The sequence below is a fragment of the Leisingera sp. CC-HEC096 genome (assembly GCF_059429235.1).
Genome location: NZ_JCAIJS010000001.1, coordinates 1,695,688 through 1,709,350, shown reverse-complemented (window position 1 = coordinate 1,709,350; position 13,663 = coordinate 1,695,688). Strand labels below are relative to the sequence as shown.

Below are 13,663 nucleotides of genomic sequence, written 5' to 3'. Positions count from 1 at the left end.
ACCAACTGATTCCCGGAGCGCATCTATGATCCGCATCGCCCTTGCAGCCGCCTTGCTGGCGGCTCCGGCCTATGCTTCTGAAAGCAAAGAACAAAGCTGCAAATACCAGGGCCAGGTTATGGCCGCAGTGCAGCAGGCACGGCTGGACCGGGTGAAGCAGCAAGAAGTGGAACAGGTGATTCTGGGCAGCAATCCGGAATGGCCTGAGGCCTATTCCAAAGCGATCCCGCAGCTGACAAGCCATGTCTACGCGATGAAGCGGCGCGACCTGAAAGGCACCGACCTCGGCGCGCTGTTCGAACAGCAGTGCCTGCAAAACTGGGATCAGATTCAGGCGATGCAGAAACAGCTGAAGTCGAACTGATATGTCCCTGCCGCCCGGCTTTCTGGATGAACTGCGCACCCGCATCAGTATTTCTGATGTTGTCGGGCGCAAAGTCATGTGGGACCAGCGCAAGTCGCAGCCTGGCAAAGGCGACTATTGGGGGCCGTGCCCCTTCCACCACGAGAAGACTGCGTCGTTCCACGTGGAGGACCGCAAAGGGTTCTATTACTGCTTCGGCTGCCACGCCAAAGGCGACGCGCTGAAGTTTGTTCAGGAAACCGAGAACGTCGGTTTCATGGAAGCGGTGGAGATCCTGGCGGGCGAAGCGGGTATGGAGATGCCCAAGCGCGACCCGCGCGCTCAGGAAAAACAGGACCGCCGGGCCCTGCTCGCAGATGTGATGGAGCAGGCGGTGCAATTCTTCCGCCTGCAATTGAAAACAAATACCGCCCGGGATGCCCGCGCCTATCTGCAGAGCCGCGGGCTCACAGCGCAGGCGCTGGACCGCTGGGAAATCGGCTTTGCTCCCGATGGCTGGCAGAACCTGTGGGACGCCCTGCGCGGCAAGAACGTTCCCGAAGACCTGATCATCGGAGCGGGCCTGGCCAAGCCTTCGACTAAGGGCGGCAAGCCGTATGACACCTTCCGCAACCGGATCATGTTCCCGATCCGCGATGCGCGGGGCCGGGCGATTGCCTTTGGCGGCCGGGCGATGGACCCGAACGACAACGCCAAGTACCTGAACTCGCCCGAGACCGAACTGTTCGACAAGGGCCGCAGCCTGTACAACCACGGCCCCGCACGGGCGGCCTCCGGGCGCGGCTCGACGCTTATCGTGGCCGAAGGCTACATGGACGTGATTGCGCTGGCGGAGGGGGGCTTCCAATCCTCCGTGGCGCCGCTGGGCACTGCGATCACCGAAAATCAGCTGCAGATGCTGTGGCGGATGTCGGATGAACCGGTCATCGCGCTGGACGGCGACACTGCGGGCCTCCGCGCCGCCATGCGGCTGATCGACCTGGCGCTGCCGCTGCTGGAGGCTGGCAAGTCCCTGCGCTTTGCGATCATGCCCGAGGGCAAGGATCCCGACGACATGATCCGCAGTGAGGGACCAGAGGCGGTGCAGGCGGTGCTGGATCAGGCGATCCCGATGGTCAAGCTGCTTTGGCAGCGCGAGACTGAAGGAAAAGTTTTCGACAGTCCGGAGCGCAAGGCGGCGCTGGACAAGAGCTTGCGGGAAAAGATCAAGCTGATCCGCGACCCGTCGATCCGCAAGCATTACGGCGAAGACGTCAAGGAAATGCGCTGGCAGCTGTTCCGCGGGGGACGCGACAGCGGAGGTTTCCAGCAGCGCAGCGGCAAGGGCGGCGGTTTCCGGGATGGTTCCCGGGCGCCCTGGAAGCCCGGCAAGGGCTTTGGCCCGATCCCGCAGCCGCGTGCAACCACCCGGGCCTCGCTGGTGGCAGGCGCCGATGATGAATCCTTTGCGGCCATGCGGGAGGCAGTGATCCTGGCCACGGCCATCACAACGCCTGCGGTGATCCCGGAATTTGAGACCAGTCTGGAGCGTTTGCAATGCGCCGATCCGGACTTGGCGGCGCTGCGCGATATGGTGCTGCGCCACGGCATCGACGCGCCTGACCGCCTGCGCGAGGAAATCGACTGGGCTTTGGGGCCTCATGCCCTTGAAAACCTGTTTGGCCTTCGCCACGTTGCAATCATCCCCTGCCTGCGCAAACCCGGCGACACCGAACTGGCCGGCATGACCCTTGCCGAGGAGCTCGCAAAACTCGAAGCGCGGCGCGGATTGGATGCGGAACTGGCAGAAGCCGAAGAGGATTTGGACGGTCTGGCGGATGAGGCTTTGACCTGGCGGCTGCGCCAGGCGGCAGAGGCCAGGAACAAGGCCGTGCGCAGCGAAAATGAGGACAAGGCGACATATGACGTGGGCAAGAATGGCGCGCGGCTCAACCGGGATGAGCGCGACGCCTTCGGTGCCCTTTTGGACCGGATCGGCTTTTCTGAGAAGTAACACACGGACTGATTCTGCGTTTTGCTAAGGAAGAGCACAGGAAAATTGGGTAAACGGGGTGACGAATCGGATGATCGCGCTAATGATTCGCGTGATTCGAAACGCCCCGCAGCCCCTGAGTAGGAGCAATGAATGGCCGCCAAAGACACCGACGACCGCAAACCTGACGATCAGGACGCCGAAATCTCCCTTGATATGAGCCAGGCTCAGGTCAAGAAGATGATCGCGGAAGCCCGCGAGAAAGGCTACATCACCTACGATCAGCTCAATCAGGTTCTGCCGCCGGATCAGGTCAGCTCGGAACAGATTGAAGACGTGATGTCGATGCTCAGCGAAATGGGCATCAACATCATCGAGGACGAAGAGGCCGAGGAAGAAGAGAACAAGGGCACGACCGACCTTGTGACCACCGAAGGCCCGCGTGAGGTTGCGCTGGCAGGCGCCCAGACCGAAAAGCTGGACCGCACCGACGACCCGGTGCGCATGTACCTGCGCGAGATGGGCTCGGTCGAGCTGCTGAGCCGCGAAGGCGAGATTGCGATTGCCAAGCGCATCGAGGCTGGCCGCAACACGATGATCGCGGGCCTGTGCGAAAGCCCGTTGACCTTCCAAGCGATCACCATCTGGCACGACGAACTTCTGTCCGAGGACATTCTCCTGCGCGACGTCATCGACCTGGAGGCCACCTTTGGCAACCAGTTGGACGAGGACGGCGAGGAGGAGACACCGGTGGTCGATCCTTCCGCGGTGCAGGCCGCCGCCAAGCCGGCCAAGGAGGAAGGCCCGGAGCTGGATGCCGACGGCAACCCGATTTCCAGTGACGACGACGACGACGAGGACGAACAGGCCAACATGTCGCTCGCCGCGATGGAGGCCGCGCTCAAGGACCGGGTTCTGACCACGCTGGAGCGGATTTCCACCGACTTCGCCGAACTCAGCGAAATGCAGGACAGCCGGATCTCCGCCACTCTGAACGAAGACGGTTCCTTCAGCTCGGAAGACGAGGCGCGCTACCAGTCGCTGCGTTCCGAAATCGTCGAGCTGGTGAACGGGCTGCACCTGCACAACAACCGTATCGAGGCGCTGATCGACCAGCTTTATGGCATCAACCGCCGCGTCATGCAGATCGACAGCTCGATGGTGAAACTGGCCGACCAGGCCCGCATCAACCGCCGCGAGTTCATTGACGCCTACCGCGGCCGCGAGCTGGATCCGAACTGGCTGGCGGAAATGGGCGAAAAGCCGGGCCGCGGCTGGCAGATGTTCATCGAACGCTCCACCGACAAGGTGGAAGAGCTGCGCGCCGACATGGCTCAGGTGGGCCAGTATGTCGGTCTGGACATCTCCGAATTCCGCCGCATCGTGCAGCAGGTTCAGAAGGGTGAGAAAGAGGCGCGGCAGGCCAAGAAGGAAATGGTCGAGGCCAACCTCCGCCTGGTGATCTCGATCGCCAAGAAATACACCAACCGCGGCCTGCAGTTCCTGGACCTGATTCAGGAGGGCAACATCGGTCTGATGAAGGCGGTCGACAAGTTCGAATACCGCCGCGGCTACAAGTTCTCGACCTATGCGACCTGGTGGATCCGCCAGGCCATCACGCGGAGCATCGCGGACCAGGCACGCACCATCCGGATCCCGGTCCACATGATCGAGACCATCAACAAGCTGGTCCGCACCGGCCGCCAGATGCTGCACGAGATCGGCCGCGAGCCGACCCCGGAGGAGCTGGCAGACAAGCTGCAGATGCCGCTGGAGAAGGTCCGCAAGGTGATGAAGATCGCCAAGGAGCCGATCTCGCTCGAAACCCCGATCGGGGACGAGGAAGACTCGCAGCTGGGTGATTTCATCGAGGACAAGAATGCCGTGCTGCCGCTCGACAGCGCCATTCAGGAAAACCTCAAGGAAACCACCACCCGCGTTCTGGCCTCGCTCACCCCGCGCGAGGAGCGGGTCCTGCGGATGCGCTTCGGCATCGGCATGAATACCGACCACACCCTTGAGGAAGTCGGCCAGCAATTCAGCGTCACCCGCGAACGGATCCGCCAGATTGAGGCGAAGGCGCTCAGGAAACTGAAGCACCCCAGCCGCAGCCGCAAGCTGCGCAGCTTCCTGGATCAGTAAGTTGAGAGGCGCCCTAGTGGGCGCCTTTTTCTTGCCGGATTGACCTGTATTCTGCGTGGCATTTCAGCCTGGGAATTTCAGATCATGTTGTTCAGATTCGTATGTGCCGTATTGGCGGCCAGCACAGTTTCCGCGCGGGCAGAAGCCCCCGATTTCCACCAGATTCCATTTCTCTCGGAACCCGCGAGTGCTGCTATTCAAAGAGACTATGAGCGGGTTCGCTGCAAGCAGACCTATTTGGTCGCGGTGTCTCCAAACGGCCATTGGGCGTCCCGTTGCAGCGGCAATAAGCTGTCCTCCACAATTACCAGCGCCGTGCTGCAAAAATGCGAGCACAGTGCCGGCCAGCCTTGCGGGCTGGCAATAGCAAAGGGGCGGAATCTGCCTGAATGGCGGGCCGTGCCCTCAGTGGTTTATGCAGACACGGTCAGTCCTGAAACCATCCCATTTGTGGCAGACCTGCGAAGCCGGGATGTGGTTGCCCGCTACACTGCAGCCCGGAGAAACAAGGCTCTGGCATTGAGCCGGAACGGTGCTTGGGCGTATGCGTCCGGGCGGCTGACAATGCGTGAAGCAGAACAGGCCGCGCTTAGAAAATGTGAAGAAAATGATGGTAACAGGAGGCGGTGCTTCTTGTACGCTTCCGGTAGCGAGGTGGTGTTTGGGCCAGATACGGACATCTATCCTGAGCGCTGATCAAAGCTGGAGTAAAATTGGAAAGGCTGTTTGATGCCCGCCGGTGATCCGCGCCAAAACCTCATCGTCTTCGACGGCGAATGCGTGCTGTGTTCCGGCTTCTTCCGTTTCATGCTGCGCCATGACCGGGCAGGGCGGTTCGCCTTTGCCACAGCACAATCGCCGCTGGGGCAGCAGCTTTACCGCGAACACGGGCTGCCCGTGGATGAGTTCGAGACCAACCTGGTGATCGTCGACGGCCGAACTCATCAGCGCCTGGATGCCTTTGCCGCGGCGATGCGGGCGCTGCCTTGGCCGTGGCCGGTGCTGTCGCTGTGCCGGTTCCTGCCGGGATGGCTGAAGGACCCCGTCTATTTCAGCATCGCGCGCAACCGCTACCGGCTGTTCGGCCGCTATGACCGCTGCATGATCCCCAGCCCGGAGATCCGCGCCCGCTTTGCCGCCGGGGGCTTCGGGGCATGAGGGACGCCTTCGGCGAGATCATCGCGGCGCACAAGCTTGAGGTGCCGCCAGCCCTGCTGCGGTTCCATGCGCAGCCGCCGGAGCGCAGCCAGGGCCTTGTCACGGTCGAGGGTGGCAACCGCTGGGCGCGGCTGCTGGCCGGGCTGGCCGGCTTCCCGCCGCCGCTGCCCCGGACCCGGTTCCGGCTGGACGTTGCGCCGCAGGGCAGGAGCCATGTGTGGCAGCGCAGCTTCGGCAAGCACCAGACCCGCTCGCGCCTGCGGTATGATCCGCGAAAGGGGCGCGCCGTGGAGCGCTTCGGGCCAGTGGAGCTGGAGCTGGTGGCCTCGGTGCAGCAAGGCGCGCTGGTGGTAACGGTCGAGAAGGCACGGCTATTTGGCCTGCCGCTGCCCCGGGCCCTGTGCCCGCAAAGTGCGTCGATGGAGTTTGAAACGCCTGAGGGGCATCTGGGCTTCGACATCTCCGCCAGCCTGCCGCGGATCGGCCTGCTGGTGCGCTACCGCGGCCATCTCGAGTTGCCGGAGCTGGACGTGCGCCGTTAACCATTTGCTAACCCTGGCATTGTCCCACCAATGGCAGGCGCCTAAAATCGCAGCTGTCGCCTATGGTCTTCCGGGGGAAGGGGATGTCTGCACATACCGATATGAACGAGGCGCTTGCGGCGCTGACGGACAAGCTGAGCTCGCTCAACGATCTGGTGGCGGCCAATCATTTCATGGTCGAGGCGCTGGCGCAGCAGGGGGAAACGCTGCAGCACTTGGACGCCAGCGGTTCCAAGGACATGCTGCGCCGCCAGGCGCGGGCCAGGTTCCACCCGGAAACCGGAACTGCGCCCAACGCGGCGGTGCTGGCCATCCTGGAGGAGGTGCTGGGCCGCCAGCCGCAAAGCGCAAAGATCATCCCGTTCCCGGTGCGGGCCTGACGCCAGCCTTCACACATCTGCGAGAGCAGGCGGCGTTGCCCGCAACCGGCACTTGGAGTGCCAGCCGCCAGTCCCTATGTTGGCCGCAGCAAAGGGATAATTCCGGATGAAAAACTTCATTTGCGCGCTTGGCCTGGCCTGTCTCGGCGCAGTTCCTGCTGTTGCAGAACCTTTCATTGCTAACCGGGGCGTGCGGGTGCTGCCGGTCGACAGCATCGTCTACGAAGTGGTGCCGGGCAGATCCGGCGGCACTTGGGATTACTGGTGCGCCGCCGCCCAATATGCCCGCCGGGAACTGGGTGCAAACTGGACTGACCGTTTTTACGTTGTGCGCGGACGGGACATGAGCGTCACCACCGGCCGCCGCTCGTCGGTGCAGTTCACCCTGTACCCGGAGCGTGCGGGCATCACTCCCAAGATCGGCTGGCTGTCGCTTGGCTTCCGCCCGGGTGAGAGCATGTCCGTGCAGCAGGGCTATGGCTATTGCGTGCAGGCGTCGGGCCTGTAACGCAGGCTGCAGGCCTGCCACCGCACGGCAGTGTGACTGGCTTGTGTTCTGAATATTCTTACCCTTGAGAGAGAACCGCCCAGCCGCACGGCCAGGCGGGCAACTTTCAGACCGAAGGGAAGACAGCATGAAACCAGTTTCCGCCGCCACAGTCCTTGCCGCGTCCTTGGTGCTGGCGCTCCCCGATGTTTCCGCCGCCAACGCCAGCCGCCACAGCATCCGGGTCAATCCGGTGTCCGACGGCGTGTTCGAAGTCATCGCCCGGACCGGCAACGGCTACCTGTTCTGGTGCGGTGCCGCGGACCATGTCCAGCGTGTGCTGGGGCGGCCTTGGAGCAGCAAGCTGCATATCTATCGCGGCCTGGGCCCCAGCGAAACAACCGGGCGCCGCTCCGCCGTGCAGTTCACGCTGGACGCCAATCTGGCGGCTGCCGCACCGGCTGACGGCTACAAATCTGTCAACAGCCTGCAAGCTGGTGATACAATGAGCGTGGAGAGGGCCCACGAGTATTGCTTCGTTCCGTTTGGCCGGCCCTGAAACCAGATTGATCCGCGGCCTTTCCGGCGGCGGGGAAGGGGATTGAAATGACCTGCAAAAAACTGTGGTTGCCCGGGCTGCTGGCATTGGTTCTTGCTATTCCGGTGCCGGCATCCGCCTGGCGGGCAATCAACCGCAATGAGGTTTTGCCCGTCTCCCAAGGGGTTTGGGAGGTGGTGGCCCGCAGCCGGTCGGGCGCACAGGATTACTGGTGCAGCATCGCCGACTTTGCCATCCGCCAGCTGCGCGCGCCGGCGAACCAGCGGATTTACGTCTGGCGCGGGGAGGGGCCGTCCGTCAACCGTCCGGGACGCAAGGCGGTGCAATTCGCCTTTGGCCTGCCGCCGGGTGTGCCGGACCGGTCGGGCAGCCTGACGCTGAATGTGCGCGAAGCGGGCGACAGCCTGCGGGTGACCTCTGCGCAGAACTACTGCTATGACCGGCTGCCCGGGCGCGACCGCTGGCTGCGCTGACCGGGGAATTTGCGCGGCGTATCAGTTGCCTGCCGGGCCGGTTTGAGCCAAAACTGCCCCATGCATCACGAATTCACCATACCGACGCGCGGGCAGGGCCTTTATGAATTCACCGATGGGGTGCGGTCCTGGGTGGCTGCAAGCGGCCTGCGGGACGGGCTGCTGACCCTTTTCGTCCGCCACACCTCCTGTTCGCTGCTGATCCAGGAAAATGCCGACCCGGAGGTGCAGACCGATCTGCGCGCCTTTTTCGCCAGGCTGGTGCCGCCGTCGAACCATCCCTCGATGTCCTATCTGCGCCACACCTATGAGGGCCCGGACGATATGCCAGCCCATATCAAGGCGGCTATGATGCCGGTAAGCCTGTCGGTCCCGGTGGCGGACGGAGCGCCTGTGCTGGGCACCTGGCAGGGTATTTATCTGTTTGAACACCGCGATGCTCCGCATCAGCGCAGGGTGTCGGCGCACCTTGCGTAAACCTCTTTATCTAGCGGCGGGAAATCACCTCTACCCAAATTCTGGAGGGTAGCCTATAGTTGTGGATAACCGGGCCGATCCCGGCACTAATAATCAGGCTGACAGGATTGAGGAAGCAGGCGGATGCGCTGCCCATTTTGCGGAAATATCGACACTCAGGTCAAGGATTCACGCCCCGCCGAAGATCATGTTTCGATCCGGAGGCGCCGGTTCTGCCCGGCCTGCGGCGGCCGTTTCACGACCTATGAGCGGGTGCAGCTGCGCGACCTGGTGGTGATCAAGTCCAATGGCAAGCGCGAGGACTTCGACCGCGACAAGCTGGAGCGCTCTATCCGCATCTCAATGCAGAAACGCCCGATTGAGCCGGAGCGCATTGACCAGATGATCTCTGGCATTGTGCGGCGGCTGGAAAGCATGGGGGAGACCGACATACCCTCCAAGAAGATCGGCGAGATCGTGATGGAGGCGCTGGCCCGGATCGACACCGTGGCTTACGTGCGATTTGCCAGTGTTTACAAGAACTTCCAGGCAGCGGATGATTTCGAGGATTTTGTCCACGAGCTGCGCCCGCCGGTGGCGCCGGAAGAATAATGGACACTGATCACCGTTTCATGGCGCTGGCGCTGTCTCTGGGCCGGCGCGGCCAGGGCAACTGCTGGCCAAACCCGGCTGTCGGCTGTGTCATCGTGCAGGGCGACCGCGTGGTCGGGCGCGGCTGGACCAAGCCGGGCGGCCGCCCGCATGCGGAAACCGAAGCGCTGGCGCAGGCTGGTGAAGCCGCCCGCGGCGCCACCGCCTATGTCACTCTTGAACCTTGCGCCCATCAGGGCGAAACCCCGCCTTGCGCCCAGGCATTGATCAATGCCGGGGTGGCACGGGTTGTGGCTGCGATCGGGGACAGTGATCCGCGGGTCTCCGGCCAGGGCATCCGGATGCTGCGGGATGCCGGTATCAGAGTGGATACAGGCGTCTGGGGTGCGCAGGCGGCACGCGACCATGCAGGGTTCTTTCTGAAGACCGAACAGGGCCGTCCGCTGGTGACGCTGAAACTGGCCAGCAGCTTTGACGGCCGCATTGCCACCGGATCGGGGCAAAGCAAGTGGATCACCGGGCCGGAGGCACGCCGCGTTGTGCATGCGATGCGCGCCCGCCACGATGCGGTGATGGTCGGCGGCGGTACAGCGCGCGCGGATGATCCCTCGCTGACGGTGCGTGATCTGGGGGTCGAGCAGCAGCCTGTGCGGGTGGTGATCTCGCGCCACCTGGACCTGCCGCTGATGGGCCAGTTGGCACGCACCGCAAAACAGGTGCCGGTTTGGCTTTGCCACGGCCATGGCGCCGACCATGAGCGTATCCAGGCCTGGGAAGGGCTGGGCGCCAAGCTGATCCCCTGCGCCTCGCACGGGGTGCAGCTGGATGCGGGCGATGTGCTGCAGCAGCTGGGGCAGGCGGGGCTGACCCGCGTGTTCTGCGAGGGCGGCAGCGCTTTGGCGGCCTCGCTCCTGGCATTTGACCTGGTGGATGAGCTGATCGGTTTCACTGCCGGTCTGGGGATCGGTGCCGAAGGGCTGCCCTCGATCGGCGCCTTGGGTATCGGCCGCCTGGACGAGGCCCCCCGGTTCGAGCTGGTGGAAACCCGCCCGGTCGGACGTGACATTCTGCACCGCTGGACCCGCGCGCTGCGCTGACTTTCTGCTGTTTTTCTGACAGGCGGGCTCTCCCGCCCGTCGCCGGAGCATTACCATGCTCCGCTCCCGTTGGGCGTGGCCCGGCGTCTTGCGCCGGGCCACGCCCAAGGCCGCCAAGGACGCGCTGGCGCCAGCCAGGGCGTCCTGCGGGCGCGGGAGTTCTGCCTGTGCTGTCAATGCTTCCGTCAGCGCCAGAGGCGGGTGTAGGTTGCAAACAGCCCCTGCAGCTTGGACAGAAGGCGGTTGCCGAGACCCGGGTGCGGCAGGCGCCCTTGGCGCAGGCGCAACACTGCCACTTCTGGCGGGCAGGGCTGGCCGGTCACCGGGTCGAAATAGCGCGGATAGTCGATCAGCGCGGCATGGGCGAGACCCAAGAGCGGCACCTGCGCCTGGCGCCAGGACGGCACCGGGGACAGATCGGTGGTCAACCCCCAGCCAGCATAAAATGGCATTCCCAACGTAGTGACCTTCACCCCGCGCAGCAGCGCCTCGAAACCCAGGAGGGAAGTCATTGTCCAGACCTCCTGCACTTGGCCTAGCAGGGCCATGGGGTCGGCCTGCGCAGCAACAACGTCCGCAAGGCCTTTTGCGTCCACCCCGCCTTTGCGCAGCCCAGCCTCCACATCCGGGTGCGGCTTATAGATGATGACGGCTTCGGGGTTGGCCTCGCGCGCGGCGCGCAGCAGCTCCAGGTTGGTCCGCACCTGCCCGCCGCCGCACAGGATCGAGGCGTCATCCTCCACCTGGCCCGGAACCAGGATCCGGTGGCCCTCCGGCAGGGCAGGGGCGGCGCCGCCAAGGTTGTACTTCGACACGCCGTCGCGGATCAGCGACTGTGCCAGGCGATCAGCCCGCAGCTCCTCCGCCTGAGTCATTTCCACCCGGCGGGCAATCAGCGCGTCCAAGTCAGAGGGGGTGCGCGGATCGTAGTATATCCCGCCCCGGTCGGTCACCAGAGACAGGGGCGGCACCAATTCGGCGCCCAGCCCGCGCGAGCGCAAGAAGCCGTCCTCGACGCGCACCGCGCCGCTGTGTGCGCCTGTGGCTTTTCCGGCCCAGACCATCCAGTTCCGGCCGCTGGCCTGCGCCTTGGCCGCGTCCCCGGTGAACAGCACTTTCTTTTCAGCGCCAAAGAACTTTTGCAGCGGTTTGCGTTTCCACATCCTCATACCGCAGGCGGCCCAGCCCTTACGGTCCTGCCGCCAGGCGCGGACACGCGCCTCCAGATTGTCCAGCACCGTCTCCAGCGGGCACAGCTCATCCCGGAACGGGTCGTACCATTTCGGATAAAGGATCATTGCAACAGCAAACAGCTGCGCCCGTGTCAGCTGCCGCTGCCGCCGTGCTGGCGGCGCGTCGTCTATGCTCAGCCCCCATCCCGCATAAAACGGCTGGCCAAAGACCCGCGGCTTGTGTCCGGCCAGGATCGCCTCAAACCCCAGCTGGGAGGAGACCGTATAGACCCCTACAGCCCCTTCCAGCAGCGCCCAGGGAGAGACGCTGCCGGTGAACAGCTCGACCCGGCCCTGCGCATCCCCGGCATCGTAATAGCCCGCCCGGTAGCCGCGCAGCGTCTCCGGGTGGGTCTTGATCAGCACCCGCGCGCCGGGGTGCTCCTCCTGGGCAAAGGCCAGCATTTCCAGGAACCGGGCCCGGTCCGCACGCGAGGCTTTGACCGAGGCATCATCCCGCGCCTGATCCGCCACCAGCACATAGCCGGGTTCCGGCACCGGGTTTTCGGGGTCAAAGGCGTTGTACTTGCTGAGGTGTGCGGCTTTGAGACGGGCAACCGCATCACGCGCCCGGCGCATCAGATGGGCATCATCCAGCGGGTGGCTGGCCAGGAGCTGCTCCAGGTCCGACGGCACGCCGGCATCGAAGTGCACTCCTGCCCGGTCCAGCAGCAGCCCCGCCGGCGGCTCCCCCGCGCGGCCGGGGTGGATTGAGCGCAGAAAGGCGTCCTCCACCCGCAGCAGCCCGCAGCCGCGGCGCTCGGCGACTGCAAGGCCCCGGTGCGCCGTGGGGGAGGCGCCCCAGATGCCGATCAGATCCTCCGGCCGCGGCAGGCCCAGCCGGATATCATACCCGGACAGCTGCAAAATCCGCCGTACCCGCCGCTGGGTCAGAAAACCGCCGTTGAAAACAAAAAGCCGGGACGCATCGCTCCCGGCTTTTTGCTGGCCTGTGTTCAGGCGCATGGAGGTTTAGCCATCCAGCGCAGTGGAGACGCTCGACAGCGAGCCCACCGGGGTCAACAGGACCGAGATGGTCTTGGTCCACTGTGTGTAGGGCGCTTCGGTGACATAAAGCGTGTCATCGTCGCGGATCACGAAGTCGCGGGCGACAAAAAGGCCGTTCGGCTGGGTCAGGTCCAGCACATAAACCATGCGCTGGGCACCGATCAGGTCGTCGCGGCCCAGCACCTGGTTGGCGATCTCGGACGGCTCGTTGCGCAGCACGAACACGCCGGTGGGGTCCGAGGCGTTGGATATCAGCCCGCCGACCTGGGCAATCGCTTCCAGCGCTGACAGGTCCTGGCTTTCAAACGGCACCCGCGCCTGGGCGGAGGTTGCGCCCAAAGCGGTGAAGGAGCGGGTGTCTTCCTCAACCAGAATTCGGTCGCCGCCGCGCAGGGCGACATCCAGCTGCGGATTGTCGAACAGGTCCTGGAACCAGATCTTGCCCTTCTCCTGGCCGCGGATCACGGTGACCTGGGCGATCTCCGGCTGGATCGTCACCCCGCCGGCCTGGGCCAGCATGGCGGACAGGGTCCGGGTCGGGCGTTCGATCGGGTAGACGCCCTGAGCACCGACAGAGCCGGTCAGGCTGACGGTGGCGCCATCACCTGCCAGGCGGCGCACCTGCACCTGCGGGTCAGGAGTCTGGTCTTCCAGTTTCCGGGTGATGGTCTCGCGCAGCTGGTCCGGCGTGTTGCCGGAGGCGCGCAGGCGGCCTGCGTACGGCACAAAGATATAGCCCGCGCTGTCCACCTGCACCTCTTCGAGCACGGTGGAGTTGGTGGCTTCTGCCGCCAGCAGCCCGTCATCGACGTTTTCCCAGACGGTGAGACCCAGCACATCGCCGGGGCGGATGGTGTCGGAGGTCAGCCTGCCCGCGGATGTAAAGCCGGAGGAAAACCCAAGGGCGGGCACCACGGCGGTTGCACGGGCAACCCGGTCGTTGACGGATACGATAAAGGCATCGCCTTCCCGCTGCACGGACCCGGCGAAGATCTGGCGCTTGTTGGGGCCGACTTTGGGCAGGCCGCAAGAGGCTGCCAGCGTCAAGGCCGCCAGCATGGCCACCGGACGCGCCCAGCGAAGGGGAACGGATTTCACTGCTCGGTCTCCTCGACCAATTATTGTTTGCCTCAAGTTTTACCGGCAACCTAACCGGGCAGCAGGGAAAAATCCAGTCTTTG

At 64.2% G+C, this 13,663-nt stretch carries 15 protein-coding genes; 13 read left to right on the top strand and 2 right to left on the bottom strand.

The features are described 5' to 3' along the window. The first annotated feature begins 25 nt into the window (after positions 1-25). From AC5STI_RS08365 to ribD, 13 genes are all read left to right on the top strand, one after another. The gene (locus tag AC5STI_RS08365; RefSeq protein WP_475046666.1) at positions 26-364 is read left to right on the top strand and encodes a hypothetical protein; all 339 of its coding nucleotides are present in this window, start codon (positions 26-28) and stop codon (positions 362-364) included. Between the two features lies 1 nt (position 365). Continuing rightward, positions 366-2,357, top strand: a complete 1,992-nt coding sequence (gene dnaG / locus AC5STI_RS08360; RefSeq protein ID WP_495446333.1) for a DNA primase — start codon at positions 366-368, stop codon at positions 2,355-2,357. Between the two features lie 132 nt (positions 2,358-2,489). Next, positions 2,490-4,478, top strand: coding sequence for an RNA polymerase sigma factor RpoD (gene rpoD, locus AC5STI_RS08355; protein ID WP_475046663.1), 1,989 nt, complete (start codon positions 2,490-2,492; stop codon positions 4,476-4,478). A gap of 39 nt (positions 4,479-4,517) precedes the next feature. Further along, on the top strand, positions 4,518-5,174 hold the full coding sequence (locus AC5STI_RS08350; protein WP_495446332.1) for a hypothetical protein: 657 nt from the start codon (positions 4,518-4,520) through the stop codon (positions 5,172-5,174). Positions 5,175-5,207: 33 nt separating this feature from the next. Further along, entirely contained in the window at positions 5,208-5,636 is a 429-nt protein-coding gene (locus tag AC5STI_RS08345; RefSeq protein WP_495446331.1) for a thiol-disulfide oxidoreductase DCC family protein, read from the top strand. Continuing rightward, positions 5,633-6,178, top strand: coding sequence for a DUF4166 domain-containing protein (locus AC5STI_RS08340; RefSeq protein ID WP_495446330.1), 546 nt, complete (start codon positions 5,633-5,635; stop codon positions 6,176-6,178). Before AC5STI_RS08345 ends, AC5STI_RS08340 begins: the two co-directional genes overlap by 4 nt. An 83-nt stretch (positions 6,179-6,261) precedes the next feature. After that, complete coding sequence (locus AC5STI_RS08335; protein ID WP_495446329.1) at positions 6,262-6,558, top strand: hypothetical protein; 297 nt, start codon at positions 6,262-6,264, stop codon at positions 6,556-6,558. A gap of 106 nt (positions 6,559-6,664) precedes the next feature. Next, positions 6,665-7,066, top strand: coding sequence for a hypothetical protein (locus AC5STI_RS08330; protein WP_495446328.1), 402 nt, complete (start codon positions 6,665-6,667; stop codon positions 7,064-7,066). Between the two features lie 127 nt (positions 7,067-7,193). Further along, a complete protein-coding gene (locus AC5STI_RS08325) occupies positions 7,194-7,604 on the top strand; it encodes a hypothetical protein (RefSeq protein WP_490399023.1) in 411 nt (136 codons plus the stop codon). Between the two features lie 47 nt (positions 7,605-7,651). Continuing rightward, positions 7,652-8,077 carry a hypothetical protein gene (locus tag AC5STI_RS08320; protein WP_495446327.1) on the top strand — a complete coding sequence of 142 codons (426 nt, stop codon included), beginning with the start codon at positions 7,652-7,654 and terminating at the stop codon, positions 8,075-8,077. A gap of 60 nt (positions 8,078-8,137) precedes the next feature. After that, a complete protein-coding gene (locus tag AC5STI_RS08315; protein WP_490399025.1) occupies positions 8,138-8,554 on the top strand; it encodes a secondary thiamine-phosphate synthase enzyme YjbQ in 417 nt (138 codons plus the stop codon). A 123-nt stretch (positions 8,555-8,677) separates the two neighbouring features. Next, a complete protein-coding gene (gene nrdR, locus AC5STI_RS08310; RefSeq protein WP_027236911.1) occupies positions 8,678-9,145 on the top strand; it encodes a transcriptional regulator NrdR in 468 nt (155 codons plus the stop codon). Further along, complete coding sequence (ribD, locus tag AC5STI_RS08305) at positions 9,145-10,242, top strand: bifunctional diaminohydroxyphosphoribosylaminopyrimidine deaminase/5-amino-6-(5-phosphoribosylamino)uracil reductase RibD (protein ID WP_475046646.1); 1,098 nt, start codon at positions 9,145-9,147, stop codon at positions 10,240-10,242. The genes nrdR and ribD overlap by 1 nt, the downstream gene beginning before the upstream one ends. A 185-nt stretch (positions 10,243-10,427) precedes the next feature. On the opposite strand, the gene AC5STI_RS08300 is transcribed toward ribD, so the two are convergent. Both AC5STI_RS08300 and AC5STI_RS08295 read right to left on the bottom strand, forming a co-directional pair. After that, the gene (locus AC5STI_RS08300) at positions 10,428-12,440 is read right to left on the bottom strand and encodes a capsule polysaccharide biogenesis protein (RefSeq protein ID WP_495446326.1); all 2,013 of its coding nucleotides are present in this window, start codon (positions 12,438-12,440) and stop codon (positions 10,428-10,430) included. Between the two features lie 6 nt (positions 12,441-12,446). Continuing rightward, the gene (locus AC5STI_RS08295) at positions 12,447-13,580 is read right to left on the bottom strand and encodes a polysaccharide biosynthesis/export family protein (RefSeq protein ID WP_490399028.1); all 1,134 of its coding nucleotides are present in this window, start codon (positions 13,578-13,580) and stop codon (positions 12,447-12,449) included. Positions 13,581-13,663 lie beyond the last annotated feature (83 nt).